Consider the following 15096-nt stretch of genomic DNA (forward strand, 5'->3'; position numbering starts at 1 on the left):
GCCCTTTCTTCGGGACTTAATTTGTACTTAGGCATAACTAAAACCTCCAAAATGATATTTTTATTATATATCATCTTGGAGGTCTTGTATAGACTTTACACAAAATTTGGGATAGTCTCTTATAAGTCAATCTAAATATATTTTCATGTTTTCAAATGCATTTACTGTATCCGTATCATATTGGTTAAACTCTTCAGAGAAGGTTTTAAGACTCCCTGTCGGATTTACCGCCGAATTTGTCAGTTTTACGTAATTGTCATAAAATGTTTTAATTACAGAATATGCTTCTTCATATTTTTTCGGCGGATTTTTTAAAGCCTTCATTAAATTCGCAACATTATTTTGATTATCACGAATTTCAGAAATGCTTTTGTTTAGCTCGTCATCCGCAAACAGATTTCCCAATGCATCATTAAAGTCACCAACGAACCTTCCGTTCTGCATTGTATATTTATCGGTTTTATCATCTCTTTTTTCATAAATGGCATTGCTCCAAACACTTTTGACAAGATTGCCGACATCTTCAGCCTTTGCGGCACCGTCAATCATTGTCTGCGCCGCCTTGGTCATGTTGGCGCTATACTCAGCAAGTGCAGCCTGTTTTACAAAATTGACCCCAATAGCGTATACAACAAGCAACACAATAGCTATAACCGAAATAACCATAATTTTACGTTTTTTCTTGTTTTCTTTCACTCCCGAAATTGATGCCGGGCAACCGCACACAGGGCACGACGCAAGATTATTTTCAAATTCATTGCCGCAGTCCTCACACTTAATTTTATTCTGTGCATCTGCGCTTTGTCCCATACCGGTATAACCGCAATTTGGGCAAACCGTTGCCTTATCGCTTACGGGATTTTTACAATTCGGACAACTGATCAGTGCCATTTTCACTCCCCCTTATTATCTTTTGTAATATCCGTTTTGCTGACATATTTCGTGAATAGTTTCAGCAAATATTGAGCGGGACTTTTTGTCAGTATCATTATTAAAATTCTTTTTGTCTAAATATAAATCCCGCACCTCATTCCATAAATAAGGATCGCTTTTGCAAAACTCAATTTTACTCGGAAGGTCATAAAAACCCTTTGGCTGTTCTTCCCAAGAATATGAGTTTTGCTTTTTATTAAATCTTATGTACTCCTGCCTGTTTTTTCCACAATTATTTACTATTGCAAAATCACAGCTGTGAAGGATTCTGAAATTATCTCTGTCTTTTACCTTAATAGTGAACACTCGTGTGCTATCCTCGCAATGATCATATCTATACCTATAAACATATTTATCAAAAGCCTTCATAAGAATATGCTTTATTTCTTTCGGTGTAAAGTTTACGTCATCATCATTTACTTCAATATTTACATCAAAATCAAAGCCAATGTTGCTTTTGAAATCACACGTTATCATATTTCTTTTTGCACTTCCGATAAAATCAAACCTGAAAGTAAAGTTGTCCCTAATCTCATTCTGAACATGCTTAATCAATTCAATAATATCGTTCTTGATTGGCAGAGCTATTTCTTTCGGTACGTACTCATAGTCATGCATAATTATCCTCCTTTTCACCCAAGCCGCCCATTCGGATTTCATTTCCAAATCATTATAGTATATACTAATTATAATCCAAAGTCAAGCATTTTTCAATGTTTTTTAAAACATTGAAGTTTTGGGAATAATAAATCTTTGTTTCCTTTTATATTTTTATTGATTTTATTCCCGAAATGTGATATACTATACACAACAACCCGAAAGAGGTATGATTATGGAATATATTAAGGTTTCACAAGCAGCAGAAAAGTGGGGACTCTCACCGCGCAGAGTCAGACTTTTATGCGCTCAAAACAGAATAGACGGCGTTGTTCAAAAGGGCAAATTATATATGATTCCCGAAAATGCACCAAAGCCCATTGACGCAAGAACGCTCAAAGGAATAAAAATGTCAAAGGAGCTATCTCCCCTGCTGCTGAAAATCGACGCATTAAAAGCAGAGCTTGACAAAAAGCGTCCGCTTACGCAAGGCGAGGCGGAAAGACTGCGTAACGAATTTATGGTGGACTTTACCTATAATTCAAACGCAATCGAGGGTAACACTCTTACATTAAAAGAAACGGCGTTGGTTTTGGAAGGTATGACAATCGACCAAAAGCCGCTGAAGGATCACCTTGAGGCAGTCGGTCACAGAGACGCATTTTTGTATATCGAGGATATTGCAAAAGATACGAAAATCAGCGAAACGGTTATAAAAAATATTCATTCGCTTGTACTGATGAACAGACCTGAGGATAAAGGCATGTTCCGCAAAATCCCCGTAACCATTATGGGTGCATATACCGAGCCCGTTCAGCCGTATATGATTGAACCTAAAATGACGGAGCTACTCGCCGAGAACGAAAAGCGCAAAAAGAAAATGCACCCTATAGAAAGAATCGCACGGTTCCACCTTGAATTTGAAGGCATTCACCCCTTTATCGACGGTAACGGCAGAACGGGAAGGTTACTGCTTAACCTTGACCTTATCCAAAACGGCTATCCGGCAATCAACGTGAAGTTTGCCGACAGAAAAACATATTACGCCGCATTTGATGAGTTTTACAAAAATAACAATGCCGAACCTATGATAGAACTCGTAGCAAAGTATGTAATCGAGCGAATGAAACAGTATTTGGAAATATTGAAATAATCCGATAATACACAAGCCAAGCAGTTACAAAACGAAACTGCTTGGCTGTTTTCATACTTATCATTTGATGTCGCTATTTCGGTTAAAATATTGACTTATCAACGTTTTTGTAGTATAATATAATTGTATTATTGCAAACAATTATGGCGTTTGAAAGGATGAAATAAATGGCGGTTACTTACACAAAATTATGGCATATTCTGATTGACAGAGATATGAAAAAGAAAGACCTGCAAGCAGCTGCAGGTCTGACAAATCATGTTATGTTGAAACTCCGAAACAATCAGAATATTACGACCGAAACAATCGGCAAGATTTGCAAAGCACTTAACTGTCAGGCAGATGATATTATGGAATTTGTAGAAGAATAAATACAGAGGTAATTAATAAAATGGACAGACATACACCGGAACAAAGAAGAAAGAATATGCAAGCTGTAAAAAACAAAGACAGCCAAATAGAATTACTCCTCAGAAAAGAGCTTTGGAAACGTGGACTGCGATATCAAAAAAACCGAACAGATATTTTCGGGAAGCCCGATATAGTATTTAAGGGTAAAAAGGTAGCCGTATTTTGCGACAGCGAATTTTGGCACGGTTATAATTGGGAGGAAAGAAAAAAGGACTTTAAATCCCATCAAGAATTCTGGATACCTAAAATTGAGAGAAATATGGAAAGAGATATCGAGGTAACCAATATACTTGAATCCGAAGGATGGACGGTGCTTCGATTTTGGGGCAAAGAAATAAAAAAGGAAACTGAAAAATGTGCAAATATAATAGAAAAGGCGGTACAGTCAAAATGAAAACTTATAAGTCCATTGACCTGTTTGCCGGAATTGGCGGAATCAGATTAGGATTTGAAAAAGCGTTCGGCAAACAAATAGAAACCGTATTTGTAAGTGAATGGGATGAATATGCTCAAAAAACTTACAGAGCAAATTTTAAGGACGATTTTGACATAGCCGGAGATATCACCAAGATAGATGAATCAGATGTGCCTGATTTTGACATATGCCTTGCCGGATTTCCGTGTCAAGCATTCAGCATGGCGGGCAAAAGACAGGGATTTAATGATGACTATAAAGGATTATGCAGAGGAACACTGTTCTTGGATGTGGCAAGAATTTGTGAGGAACACAAACCGGATGTTATCTTCTGCGAGAATGTAAAAGGGCTCGTAATTCACGACAGAGGAAGAACATTACAAATTATAAAAAAAACATTTGAAGACCTTGGCTACAAGGTGTTTACCAATAAAGACAAAACTCTTAACAGCAAAGATTTCGGTGTACCTCAAAACAGAGAAAGAATTTATATTGTGGCATTTCGAAACGGTATTGCACCAGAGAAGTTTGACTTCCCGCAGAAAACGGATGATACAAAGAGAATATCAGATATTATAGAGGAGAAACCTGTATCCCCTAAATATTATCTTAGTGATGTATACCTTGAAACTTTAAGACAGCATAAAGCGCGACACGAAGCTAAAGGTAACGGATTCGGATATGAAATAAGATCTTGGAACGATGTTGCCGGTGCAATAGTATGTGGCGGAATGGGTAGAGAAAGAAATCTGATAATTGATAAAAGACAGAAAAATTTAACTCCTGTTACACATATAAAAGGAGAAATCAATAGAGAAGGTGTCAGAAAGATGACTCCTCGTGAATGGGCAAGATTGCAGGGATTTCCCGATACATTCAAACTTGAACTTGCAGATACACACTTGTACAAGCAGTTTGGCAACAGTGTAACGGTTCCCGTAATAGAAGCTATTGCATTGAAGATTAAGGAGGTGCTGGATAATGGCAAATAAAGGTGAATGGAGCGAACCGTATGCGTCAATAAAGATTTTAGGAGATGGAAAATTATATATCGCTGATGAGAACGGGAACAGAAATCCCGGTGAATGGATGACTATCCTTGAATTAATAAGGCATGAAACACGAGAAAGAATAGTTTCATATAAATATCAAGAAAACAATATAGATATAGATATCTTCGTAAACGGCATGCTTATATTGTCAGTACCTGCTGTCGAGTTTTTGCATATGGCGGAACAGCTTGCGCATGAAATTCAAAGCGGACGAGGAAGTTCGTTTAATGTATCGAATACAATTACGGATTTTCTGCACAGAATAGAGATGCAACATATTAAGGCAGCGAGTGTTAATAAGAGTGATGCTTTCTTCACGATACGAGATCCACGAGCCGGTATCGTAAGAGAGCATATCGGCTTTTCTATTAAATCAGAGTTTGGTGAAAATCCAACCTTGTTTAATACTGCAAAAGCGTCCGGATTCATATATGAAGTAAGTAATATGGATGACATGCTGATGAATCAAATTAATTCTATGGTTGATGCGAAGGGGCATGCAGCTGTTTTGGATAGGTGTGACGAACTTATCAGAAACGGATGTGAATTAATATTTGCCGGTTTGCCTATAGCATACAGAGCTCGTTGTAAGGCTTTTGAAGAGAATTTAGATTTAATTGACCCAAGATTGGTTAATGTATTGGAAAAATTGTTGTGGAATCACTTTTTTGAACATGAAACACAAGTTAATTTGTCACCATTAATGGAACGGATTATTGTTGAAAATCCATGTAATATTACTCGGCCGGAAGTAAAATACCCACATATGATTAAGTCGTTTATTTATGCAGCTTATTGTGGAATGACGGCTTCGACATTGTGGGACGGAAAAGCTCAAGTTAACGGAGGATTTATTAAAGTAAATGCAGATGGAGAAGTTTTAGCTCACTATGCATTAGAATCAGATGCCTTTAAATCGTATCTATATAATAACTGTTATCTGGAGTTCCCTGCCACCGATGAAGGCCATGGATTTTACGCTAATGTGTATAAAGAAGATGATAAGTATTATTTTCGTTTGAACTTTCAAATTAGGTACAGATGATGAAAGTAGGAAGTCTGTTTGCAGGCATAGGTGGAATCGAACTCGGATTTGAACAGTCAGGATTTAAAACTATATGGGCAAACGAAATAGATAAAGGTGCATGTACTACATATAGATATAATTTTTCTGATGTAAAATTGTTTGAAGAAGATATTCGCAAATTAGATGTATTAAAGCTTAAATATGTTGATGTGTTAACAGCAGGTTTTCCTTGTCAGCCGTTCTCGGTTTGTGGAAACAAAAAAGGGTTTGCTGATGAGCGCGGTAATTTATTTTTTGAGATAATGCGTATCGTTGATGGAATACATCCTCCAATTATCTTTTTGGAGAATGTTGCTAATCTGACAGATCATGATAATGGAAGAACATTTAATACTATTCATAATGAATTGATTAGCAGAGATTATTTTATAAGATATTTGGTGGCCGATGCATGTGATTACGGAATGCCACAACACAGAACCAGGACATATATTGTCGCGTTTACATCACAAGATATGTGTGATAGATTCAATTTTCCTGAAAAGTGTGAACTTAAAGAGCAAATATTCGATATCATAGATAAATCAAAAAAATCTGATGAAAGATATTATCTAAGACATGGTACATATCAATACGAAAAAATGCTTTCTGCCATAAAAGACGAAAATCAAATATACAGATTTTCGGATTACGGAATACAGGCAAGTAAGAATGGAATTTCTTTTACACTAAAAGCGAATATGGGAACATGGAGAGACAGAATTCCTATCATAAAGGACGATTATGGCATAAGAAAAATAACGCCGTATGAGGCATTAGCTTTGCTGGGATTCCCGAAAGAATTTCGTTTCCCAGATATCCCACTCAATAGTGCATATAAACAGTGCGGTAATAGTGTCGTTGTTCCGGTTATAAGAAGAATTGCAGAAGAAATAAAAACCGTGATGCTAGATTAAAAAATTATCCTGTGGGTAATAACAAAAAATCTTTTGATTTTGAAAGAAAAAGATTAAAAAACAGTATAAGAATTATGAGGAACAATATATGATTAAAATGAATCTAGACCATTGGAATATTGAAGATAAACATAGAATAGGTGGAATTTTATTCGCACAAACTTTTATAGAAAGTGTATTTATGTATTCATTTGATTCTTATAAAGCTCCAGCTTTAAATGCTCATTATTTGTGTTATGATTTGTTGAATACAATTCATCTAACCGAAACAAAAGTAATGAACAAGGGCAACTTATTGCCATTATATGAAGAATTAAACTATACTTTAGAAAATGACATTTCAATGAAGGGATTTTTCATTGATAAAGATATTTTCTATACGTTCAAGGATAAAAATGGAGATTTTTATTCATTGAATTGCTTTGAGAACATCACAAGCAAAAAAATAAAAGATTCGATTTCTTTTTTAAAAACAACATTTGAATCTGATATGAATTACATGAATACTTTGTATATAATGCTAATTAAAAATATTGATTCAGCTGTTTATACATATGAAGTACTATCGAACATTGTGAAATTGTCCAGAAGCATAGTCACAGAACTGATTAATTCGGGATATAGCAAAGCATACTTATACACAGTGGCTAATAATCATTTTTTTGATAATTCTAACCAAATAGATGATGGCATAAGTCATGTGCAAAAATTCTTCGAATTCATAAATTTAAAGGCCAAGAATTATAAGGTTATGCTAGGAATAAATATTAAATCCTATGAGTTTTTCGGAAAATATATAAAAGGCGATTTTAGAAAGCCCAAGGAACAAGAAAAAAAGATATTTAACATTCAAAAGGGTTGTTTATGCGAGTTAGATGATGTGGAAGCATTAGATCCATATTCTGCGCAAGAAAACGCAATGCTAATTTTAAATCCAATAATATCGATACATAAATTAGCTAAACATTCGTACAGATATTCATTTTCTAAAAAAGCCCGTGTTATAGATAAACAAACAGGGGTTCAGCAAATGATGAATAAGCGCATTAGTCCGATGAATGTAAATACCGATGCTAATAATGAGTCTGCACTTTCTAATTTAACATCAGTAATAACGAACTATAATAAAATTCCATATTCATTTTTTAAAATGGTTGAATTACATACATGTGCTTTAAGCAATCAGGAAAAAAGCAATCAATTATTAAATCTTTGGACAATAATTGAGCTATTTGTAGAAACAGACATTAACGACAGTGATAAAATAAATCAAATATGCAATATATTATCAACAGTTATGTGTTCTGATTATATAAATCGAAAATTAATAATTCTTTATAATGAGATTAAACAATGTTGTCCAGAAGTACATAGCCAATATTTAGATGAATTAGATGTTGGTGCCACCGCATATGAAAAATTTTTAGCATTGCTTTCATTAAGGGAATATAATAGTGTTTTTGATGAAACGATTGAAAAACTTGCTAATTATCCACTTCCTAAATACAGAATGATGTATTTTCATGATGAAATCTTTGTAGATTCATTAGGGATATTGCAGTGTATTGAAAGTCATGCAAACAGATTAAGATGGCATATAATGAGAATTTATCGTAATCGTAACATGGTAGTACACGATGGCAATTATATGCCATATATAAATACCATTATCGAAAACTTGCACTTTTATGTCGATACAATTTTTGATAAATTAATTCATTATTATAAGAATGGTATTTTTTCAACTTCGGACATTTTAACTCATATGAAGAATATTGAATATAGATATCAAAAAACACTTGGAAGAGGTAAAAAAAAGAATACTTCTATTGCTTTGACGAAAGAAAACTATTTAGATATGATTTTAGGACATTCATATTATACTGAAAATATATGTGAATAATAAAGTTATGCAAAACGTTATAAAGTCTATTTTGTAATGATAATGTAGGAGAATTGTAATGATTGAATTTATATGTTACCCAAAATGCACAACTTGTCAGAAAGCAAAGAAATGGCTTGATGACAACGACATTGAATACAAACTACGTGACATAAAAGAGGACAACCCTACCTTCGAGGAATTGAGCAAATGGTACAAAATGAGTGGTCTGCCGTTAAAGAAATTCTTTAACACATCCGGACTTTTATATAAATCAATGGGACTAAAGGACAAGCTATCTGCTATGTCAGAAGAAGAACAGTTAAGGTTACTTGCAACAGACGGAATGTTAGTCAAGCGTCCGCTCTTAATCGGCAAAGATTTTGTTTTGGTTGGATTTAAGGAAAAGGAATGGAGTGAAAAATTATGAGAAAGAATTTTGGTGCGCAAGCGTACCTTTACCCTATGCCTGTGCTTATCATTGGTTCGTATGACGAAAACGGAAAACCTGATGCAATGAATGCGGCATGGGGCGGTATCAGCGAAGAAAAAGAAATTTCAATTTGCATAAGCGCAGGACATAAAACAACGAAAAATATCATTGCAAGAGGTGCATTTACGGTGAGCATCGCAGATGCGAAAAATGTTGTTGCCTGCGATTATGTCGGCATTGTTTCAGGCAATAAAGAGCCGGACAAAATAAAAAAAACAGGCTGGCACGCCGCAAAGAGTGAATTTGTAGACGCTCCACTTTTTGATGAGCTGCCTATGGCGCTTGAATGTAAGCTTATCAGCTATGACGAAGAAACTTGCAGACTTGTCGGCGAAATTGTAAATGTTTGTGCTGACGAGAGAATTCTTGGTGAAGATGGCAAAATTGATTTGAACAAATTCTCCCCTATCACCTATGACCCGGTACATTATACTTATCGTAAAATTGGCGATGTGGTGGGTAAGGCATTTAGCGATGGGATGAAATTAAAATGTATATAAATAAAAGGGTGTCTTATATGAAAAAATAACTGGAAAAAACTATATTGCATACTTGGATACAAATCTTTTTTAAGTTCAATATAGATATAACAAGAGATGTTTCGAAAATAAACGAAAATGGATGCTCATAGATTTTGTTGTTAAACTAAAGATGCTTTCAGACAATTATACATTTGGGGTTGAAGTTAATCAAGATACCAACAAGTACCAGATAGTAAACTCTTTGTCATATTTTTGGAGCTTATTACAATTATGTTTTTAGGAGAATACAAAAACATTGTTCGAGAAGTATTTACTAAAAGTGAAATTGAGGAATGAAAAATCTTAAAAATTTATAAAATGCCGAAGGGGTGAAAACAGATGGGCATTAAATCATTAATGAATACCAAACAGGATATATTGCGTAGTAATTTGCAAATATTAATTGATCATCCGGTAACAAAAGGAGATCAATGTGAAAGTGCTTGGATCGAATTTTTTAGAGGATTTTTACCCAATAAATATGCCATAGACAAAGGCTTTATATTTGATTCTAAAGGAAATATAAGTGAACAAATTGATATAATAATTTACGACGCACTATATACACCGCTAGTGTTTTGTACAAATTCTGGCGAAAAAATTTGTTACAGCTGAGAGTGTTTATGCTGTATTTGAATCAAAACCAACAATTGATAAAACAAAGTTGGAATATGCTGACAAGAAAATAAAATCGGTAACATCACTATATAGAACAAGTCGAGAAATGATTTCTAGGGGCAGTACCGACGAGGAAAACACGCTTTTTGACAAAATGTCGGGTGAAGAAATTGCAAGCCTTGCAAGAAAATTTCACTTTACGGCTTATTATTCGTCCAAAACGCGCACTTTGCTCCTTATTTCAAATCAAAATCCGCAAAATACCGCGAATATAAAGAGTTTTTTAAGTGAGTTTGCAAAAAATATGTCAAACAAAACGGATACATATGTTCAGGCAGGGGCAAGCTTTAATTCCGATGACGAAAAAATCGCGGGAAATCTCATATCGCAGTCCGAAACTGCGCTTGAACATTCAAAATTTTACGAACCGTTCGCAAAAATAATACTGTATCAAAATATGCCTCCGTACAATCCACTTTCACGCGAAAAACTTTCACACATAGAAAAACGCCTTTTAAATTCAGCTGAAATTCTGAACGCGGAGAAGACAAAAACCTTTGCGTTTGAGCTGTTCGACTATTTTGAAAACGGCTATATTTCTCCGAGCGATATAAAAAATACGGTGTCGGATTTTATGTACAAACTTGCGTTTTCGAGCGCCGATTTTTAAAATTTTTTGTAAAAAACTTTAAAAGCATTGACATATGCGCACGCGAAATAATCAAAACCGAACCTTTGCCGGCGCTGAAAATCAAATTCAAAAACACCGTTCTTAACGCGGTACGCAGTATTGTGACAATAAAACAGACCGGCAACAAAAAGGTTGTTGAAAAGGCGAAAAAATACATAAACGAAAACTTCCGCGAGAATGTAACTCTTAAAGATGTTGCCGATTTTGTTTCTATGAATTCGTCATATTTCAGCGAGCTTTTCAAAAGCGAAACAGGCACAAATTTTATTGATTTTTTGACCGAAATAAGAATAAATACCGCAAAAGACCTTTTGGAAAACAGCGAGATAAAAGTAAAAGAAATAGGATACCTTATCGGCTACGAAAACAACACATATTTTAACCGCGTATTTAAAAAGCGCGTCGGCGTAACGCCGTCCGAATACGGGAGAATAAAATGAAAAGCGAAACCGTTAACAAAAAAATATGCCTCACCCCCGGTATGCCCGCTATCACTTTTGCATACGCAAAAAATATTGACAAACCGTCAAACCACCATCTGCACATAAACAAATTTTTTGAAATTTACATTTACATCGGCGGTGACGCGGACTACATAGCAGGCGACAAATATTTTTCCTTAAATCACGGCGATATAATTGTGATAAATCAGTACGAACCTCACAATGTCGTGCTGAAAAGCGAGGGGCTTTACGAAAGATTTTACATTCTCGTTCCCACCGAAAGCTTTGATAATTTTTCGTATAACCCTTTTAAAAACATAAACGGAAAGCTTATTTCACTCCCCGAAAAAAGGCGGAAAAAGGCGATTGACATACTGTATGAAATCAAAAATTCGTTTGTAAAAGAACCTGGCGGAAGGACTTCTTTCAAGGCATGCGGGCTTATTTTGGAATTTCTTGCGGAAATAAGCGGAGAATATCCCGACTGTGCAAGCTTTGAAAGAAACACACCGTCCCGTCTACCCAAATATATTGCGGATATTTTGGTTTACATAAACAAAAACATCTCGGCGATAAAATCGGCGGACGAGATAGCGAAAAAATTCGGGCTTTCAATGCCGTATCTTTCCATAACTTTTAAAAACGCAATAGGAACTCCGCTTAAATCATATATTCAGGCAAAAAAAATTTCCTACGCAAAAGAACTTTTGGACAAAGATTTCAGCGTCACCGAGGCGTGCTACGAAAGCGGTTTTAACGATTGCTCTTATTTTATAAAAGTATTTAAACATCACATAGGAACAACGCCGTTTAAATATAAAAATTTAGATGAAAAAATTAGGAATATCTTGCGTTGAACGGCATATTTAACCGGAAAAGCTTTGATGTTTTATGTAATTTGCCGCAGCATTTCCCGCCGCCTCGCCCGTCAAAGCGCAGGTTGGAATTACCCTCGCAACCTCCCAGCCGTCATACATCGGAGCGGAAATGATTCGTCCTGCACAGATAAGGTTTTCAAACTTTTCATTATACATACTCGAAAGCGGAATTTCATAAATGTACCCGATTTTATCGGGACGGAAATCAACGCATTTTCCGATGCTGTCGGAAAAAGTTTTATCTTTCTCGGCGCAAAAATCACTTTTGCCCTTTATATGCCTTATCGTGCGGAACTGAGGCATTGACGGAATGCTCATTATATCAAAAAAATAACGGTCTTTATGCTTTATTTTCTCAAGCATCCTCCTTTTTCCCTCAATTACAAACTCGGTTATCTCATCGGCGCTTGTGCCGTGAAAAAGCTTCATTCCGTTCGGATGACCGTTGCCGTTTATATCACTGCCGGAATTTTGCCATTCGCGGAATTTCCACATATTTTTACTGTTTACAAATTCTTTTGCGGACTCAACATCAAACCCGTGAACGATATACGACATATAGTTTTCGCCCTCAACACACGGCACACCTGCACGGTGCATAATGACCGCGTCACCGCTTGCGTCGACGACGGTTTTGGCAGAGTAAAATGCACGCCCGTCCGCATTTTCTAAGATTACTCCGCGGCATATTTTTCCGTCCATAACGGGATATGTAACGTATGTATCAAACAGAATTTTTACATTGCTACTTAATACATATTCGTCCAGCGCAAGCGCAAAAACGGTCGGTGAATAGCGTGTACAGTACCGCGGTCGGCGCGGAAAACTCAAATCGGTGCCTCCCCACTTTTTTTCAAGACTGTCAAACGAATATTTGACCGAAAGTTTTATAAGCTCCTCCGCAATTCCGCACACGACGCGGTTTCCGTTGCCGTCGCAGAGCGGTTCATACCACGAGATAAGCCCTGTCGTTGCAAGTCCTCCCAAATTAATCTGTTTTTCCGCAATAAGCGTTTTAAGCCCGTTCCGAGCCGACTTAACCGCCGCCGATATGCCTGCAATTCCTCCGCCGACAACAATTACGTCAAACTCAGCGCGCGCATTTATATTTTTTACGTCTTTATAATCGACATACATTTAATTCACCTCTTAAAAAACGCATACGGGACGGCCGACCGTCCCGTACAATAATTTTGTTTTATGCTTTCGGACCGAAAAACCTTGCAATTTTAAGCTTTTTTTCAGCCATAAATTTAACCTCTGTTCCCGACGGCAGAAAATACTGCTCGCCGACGCAGATGTTTGCGCATTCGCCGTCCGACTCTGCTTTTCCCTCTCCGTCAAGCACATACAAACCGCAGAAAATGTCCGACTTTTGCATAACAAATTCGCCGTCAGTTTCAAGCATAACGAGCGCAAAATACGGTGTGTCGTCATAGCTTATAAGACTTGTGACATTGCCGTTCTTTTTCGGAACAAGCCTGTATTTTTCTATTGTTTTTTCCAATCCAAAACCGTCATAATCAAAACAGTCCATCATTTTTTCAAAGCCTATGCCCTGATGGCACATTTCGTCGGCAATTTTAAATCCAGATACCGTTATGCGCTCGGTTCTTATGGTGTAATCCGTCGGCTCCTGAACTTCAAGCAAAAAGCACCCTGCGCCGATTGCGTGAGGCACTCCGCCTTTGATAAGATATGTTTCACCGCTTTTTACATTTATTTTGTTAAGGCAGTCAAGCATTTTTTCTATATCCTGGCGGTCGAAAACCTCCTGCCACATTTTTTTCGTCACGCCCTCTTTAAATCCGAGGTAGATGCAGGGATTATCCTCTTTTCTCCCGCCGAGAATGTGCCAGCTTTCGGTTTTTCCGTAATCGGAATTGAAATATTTTCTCGCCTTTTCCCTGTTTGGGTGTACCTGAATTGAAAGTCTTTCGGCAGAGTCGATAAGCTTTATCAGCACACCTGTATTTGCGCCGTATTTTTCAAAGTGCGCACTGCCGAGCGTTTGCGGATTTTGCTTTATAAAATCCGCAAAAAACTCATCGGTTTTGCATATGCGCGTCATACCCTCGTTTTTTATATTCTCTCTGCCGGCGTTTCTGCATTCTGTAACCGACATTATCCATTCTTCGGGAAAATGCCCGTCCATGCCTTTTTTGCCGTGAAGCTCGTCTATCAGCGCACCGCCGATGTAGGTTCGCCACGCTCTTTCATTTGTAAGCTTTATTATTCCCATTTTTTATTTCTCCGTATCAAACGAACGCATTGTTCCCGTAACCTTGTGGCGCTCGTCCAGACGTTTTAAGCCAAGTTCATTGTCGGGCAGAAAATCAATCCACATATAGTGCATATGCTTGCCCTCAAACACCTCAACTCCATGGTCTGCGCCGAGCGGAATGTGAAGTATAATATTGCCTGCCATATGAATATGCTCGCCGTTTATGATAACGTCCATATCGTTTTCGGGAAAACTGAAAAAGAATTGGTCAAGCATAGGGTGCGCATGCGGTTTTACAATATCGTGACCGTACGACTCAACAGAACCCATTGAAAAACGCGGAATTATTCTTTGCGGAACCATCATTCGGCTGATGGTTTTTTCGCTCTTGTTGGGGTCTACATACTGAATTGACTCGGTGTATTTCTGCACAATGGGGAATTTCGTGCCGTACTCCTTAATAAGCGAAGTGTCGCCGTCAGCAATATCCCACTGTATTTCAAGAATTGCTGTATCGGTATTTGCCGAAACCGAAACGCTTTCGTCGGGCGACGGTATAAACACGGTGCGCTCGCTGAAAGTGTAATTTTTGCCGTTGTTTTCAAAAACCGCCTCACCGCACATAAGAATTAAAATATGATAATATCCTTCGTTTGCCTTAAATTCTGTTTTTCCGCCCTTTAAAACCGTATGGTAAAAAGGACGCGTGCCTGCAATTTCTCCTTTGCAAAGCTCAATTTTGCCGTCTTTTTTAATTTTCAAATCAACCGTTTCCATTATAACTTCAGTATTCATTTTTATT

Annotated in this window: 18 protein-coding genes; 13 read left to right on the plus strand and 5 right to left on the minus strand. The window is 36.8% G+C overall.

From position 1 onward, the window contains the following. Positions 1 to 126 precede the first annotated feature (126 nt). On the minus strand, positions 127 to 891 hold the full coding sequence (locus tag H8706_RS08405) for a zinc ribbon domain-containing protein (RefSeq protein ID WP_262432253.1): 765 nt from the start codon (positions 889 to 891) through the stop codon (positions 127 to 129). 15 nt (positions 892 to 906) lie between these two features. Then, entirely contained in the window at positions 907 to 1551 is a 645-nt protein-coding gene (locus H8706_RS08410) for a hypothetical protein (protein ID WP_262432254.1), read from the minus strand. Between the two features lie 214 nt (positions 1552 to 1765). Between H8706_RS08410 and H8706_RS08415 the strand changes: the two genes are divergently transcribed. From H8706_RS08415 to H8706_RS08475, 13 genes are all read left to right on the plus strand, one after another. Then, the gene (locus H8706_RS08415; RefSeq protein WP_262432255.1) at positions 1766 to 2683 is read left to right on the plus strand and encodes a Fic family protein; all 918 of its coding nucleotides are present in this window, start codon (positions 1766 to 1768) and stop codon (positions 2681 to 2683) included. A gap of 167 nt (positions 2684 to 2850) precedes the next feature. Next, positions 2851 to 3054: a helix-turn-helix domain-containing protein gene (locus H8706_RS08420; RefSeq protein WP_262432256.1), complete on the plus strand. Its 204-nt coding sequence runs from the start codon at positions 2851 to 2853 to the stop codon at positions 3052 to 3054. 20 nt (positions 3055 to 3074) lie between these two features. After that, complete coding sequence (locus tag H8706_RS08425) at positions 3075 to 3488, plus strand: very short patch repair endonuclease (RefSeq protein ID WP_262432257.1); 414 nt, start codon at positions 3075 to 3077, stop codon at positions 3486 to 3488. Continuing rightward, complete coding sequence (gene dcm, locus H8706_RS08430; protein ID WP_262432258.1) at positions 3485 to 4501, plus strand: DNA cytosine methyltransferase; 1017 nt, start codon at positions 3485 to 3487, stop codon at positions 4499 to 4501. Before H8706_RS08425 ends, dcm begins: the two co-directional genes overlap by 4 nt. Next, positions 4491 to 5606 carry an HpaII family restriction endonuclease gene (locus H8706_RS08435; RefSeq protein ID WP_262432259.1) on the plus strand — a complete coding sequence of 372 codons (1116 nt, stop codon included), beginning with the start codon at positions 4491 to 4493 and terminating at the stop codon, positions 5604 to 5606. The genes dcm and H8706_RS08435 overlap by 11 nt, the downstream gene beginning before the upstream one ends. Then, positions 5606 to 6544: a DNA cytosine methyltransferase gene (locus H8706_RS08440; protein WP_262432260.1), complete on the plus strand. Its 939-nt coding sequence runs from the start codon at positions 5606 to 5608 to the stop codon at positions 6542 to 6544. Before H8706_RS08435 ends, H8706_RS08440 begins: the two co-directional genes overlap by 1 nt. A gap of 88 nt (positions 6545 to 6632) precedes the next feature. After that, complete coding sequence (locus H8706_RS08445; protein WP_262432261.1) at positions 6633 to 8447, plus strand: hypothetical protein; 1815 nt, start codon at positions 6633 to 6635, stop codon at positions 8445 to 8447. A gap of 61 nt (positions 8448 to 8508) precedes the next feature. Beyond that, a complete protein-coding gene (locus tag H8706_RS08450; protein ID WP_262432301.1) occupies positions 8509 to 8856 on the plus strand; it encodes an arsenate reductase family protein in 348 nt (115 codons plus the stop codon). After that, the gene (locus H8706_RS08455; protein ID WP_262432262.1) at positions 8853 to 9419 is read left to right on the plus strand and encodes a flavin reductase family protein; all 567 of its coding nucleotides are present in this window, start codon (positions 8853 to 8855) and stop codon (positions 9417 to 9419) included. The genes H8706_RS08450 and H8706_RS08455 overlap by 4 nt, the downstream gene beginning before the upstream one ends. 360 nt (positions 9420 to 9779) lie before the next feature. Then, on the plus strand, positions 9780 to 10055 hold the full coding sequence (locus H8706_RS08460) for a DUF6602 domain-containing protein (RefSeq protein ID WP_262432263.1): 276 nt from the start codon (positions 9780 to 9782) through the stop codon (positions 10053 to 10055). A gap of 109 nt (positions 10056 to 10164) precedes the next feature. Further along, positions 10165 to 10728: a hypothetical protein gene (locus tag H8706_RS08465; RefSeq protein ID WP_262432264.1), complete on the plus strand. Its 564-nt coding sequence runs from the start codon at positions 10165 to 10167 to the stop codon at positions 10726 to 10728. 65 nt (positions 10729 to 10793) lie between these two features. After that, a complete protein-coding gene (locus H8706_RS08470; RefSeq protein ID WP_262432265.1) occupies positions 10794 to 11189 on the plus strand; it encodes a helix-turn-helix transcriptional regulator in 396 nt (131 codons plus the stop codon). After that, positions 11186 to 12049 carry an AraC family transcriptional regulator gene (locus tag H8706_RS08475; RefSeq protein WP_262432266.1) on the plus strand — a complete coding sequence of 288 codons (864 nt, stop codon included), beginning with the start codon at positions 11186 to 11188 and terminating at the stop codon, positions 12047 to 12049. The genes H8706_RS08470 and H8706_RS08475 overlap by 4 nt, the downstream gene beginning before the upstream one ends. Positions 12050 to 12058: 9 nt before the next feature. Here the strand turns inward: H8706_RS08475 and H8706_RS08480 are convergent, their stop codons facing one another. The 3 genes from H8706_RS08480 to H8706_RS08490 form a co-directional block, all read right to left on the minus strand. After that, positions 12059 to 13207, minus strand: a complete 1149-nt coding sequence (locus H8706_RS08480; protein ID WP_262432267.1) for an FAD-dependent oxidoreductase — start codon at positions 13205 to 13207, stop codon at positions 12059 to 12061. A 61-nt stretch (positions 13208 to 13268) separates the two neighbouring features. Continuing rightward, on the minus strand, positions 13269 to 14312 hold the full coding sequence (locus H8706_RS08485) for a type I phosphomannose isomerase catalytic subunit (protein ID WP_262432268.1): 1044 nt from the start codon (positions 14310 to 14312) through the stop codon (positions 13269 to 13271). A 3-nt stretch (positions 14313 to 14315) separates the two neighbouring features. Further along, positions 14316 to 15089, minus strand: coding sequence for a hypothetical protein (locus H8706_RS08490; protein ID WP_262432269.1), 774 nt, complete (start codon positions 15087 to 15089; stop codon positions 14316 to 14318). Positions 15090 to 15096 lie beyond the last annotated feature (7 nt).

Source organism: Qingrenia yutianensis (assembly GCF_014385105.1).
Taxonomy (GTDB): Bacteria; Bacillota; Clostridia; order UMGS1810; family UMGS1810; genus Qingrenia; species Qingrenia yutianensis.

Bases quoted from the DNA above. Each gene is read 5' to 3' on its own strand.
- H8706_RS08445 (WP_262432261.1), top strand. From the start codon at position 6,633: ATGATTAAAATGAATCTAGACCATTGGAATATTGAAGATAAACATAGA.
- H8706_RS08455 (WP_262432262.1), top strand. From the start codon at position 8,853: ATGAGAAAGAATTTTGGTGCGCAAGCGTACCTTTACCCTATGCCTGTG.
- H8706_RS08490 (WP_262432269.1), bottom strand. From the start codon at position 15,089: ATGAATACTGAAGTTATAATGGAAACGGTTGATTTGAAAATTAAAAAA.
- H8706_RS08435 (WP_262432259.1), top strand. From the start codon at position 4,491: ATGGCAAATAAAGGTGAATGGAGCGAACCGTATGCGTCAATAAAGATT.
- H8706_RS08425 (WP_262432257.1), top strand. From the start codon at position 3,075: ATGGACAGACATACACCGGAACAAAGAAGAAAGAATATGCAAGCTGTA.
- H8706_RS08410 (WP_262432254.1), bottom strand. From the start codon at position 1,551: ATGCATGACTATGAGTACGTACCGAAAGAAATAGCTCTGCCAATCAAG.
- H8706_RS08420 (WP_262432256.1), top strand. From the start codon at position 2,851: ATGGCGGTTACTTACACAAAATTATGGCATATTCTGATTGACAGAGAT.
- H8706_RS08475 (WP_262432266.1), top strand. From the start codon at position 11,186: ATGAAAAGCGAAACCGTTAACAAAAAAATATGCCTCACCCCCGGTATG.
- H8706_RS08480 (WP_262432267.1), bottom strand. From the start codon at position 13,207: ATGTATGTCGATTATAAAGACGTAAAAAATATAAATGCGCGCGCTGAG.
- H8706_RS08485 (WP_262432268.1), bottom strand. From the start codon at position 14,312: ATGGGAATAATAAAGCTTACAAATGAAAGAGCGTGGCGAACCTACATC.
- H8706_RS08440 (WP_262432260.1), top strand. From the start codon at position 5,606: ATGAAAGTAGGAAGTCTGTTTGCAGGCATAGGTGGAATCGAACTCGGA.
- H8706_RS08465 (WP_262432264.1), top strand. From the start codon at position 10,165: ATGATTTCTAGGGGCAGTACCGACGAGGAAAACACGCTTTTTGACAAA.
- H8706_RS08460 (WP_262432263.1), top strand. From the start codon at position 9,780: ATGGGCATTAAATCATTAATGAATACCAAACAGGATATATTGCGTAGT.
- H8706_RS08415 (WP_262432255.1), top strand. From the start codon at position 1,766: ATGGAATATATTAAGGTTTCACAAGCAGCAGAAAAGTGGGGACTCTCA.
- dcm (WP_262432258.1), top strand. From the start codon at position 3,485: ATGAAAACTTATAAGTCCATTGACCTGTTTGCCGGAATTGGCGGAATC.
- H8706_RS08405 (WP_262432253.1), bottom strand. From the start codon at position 891: ATGGCACTGATCAGTTGTCCGAATTGTAAAAATCCCGTAAGCGATAAG.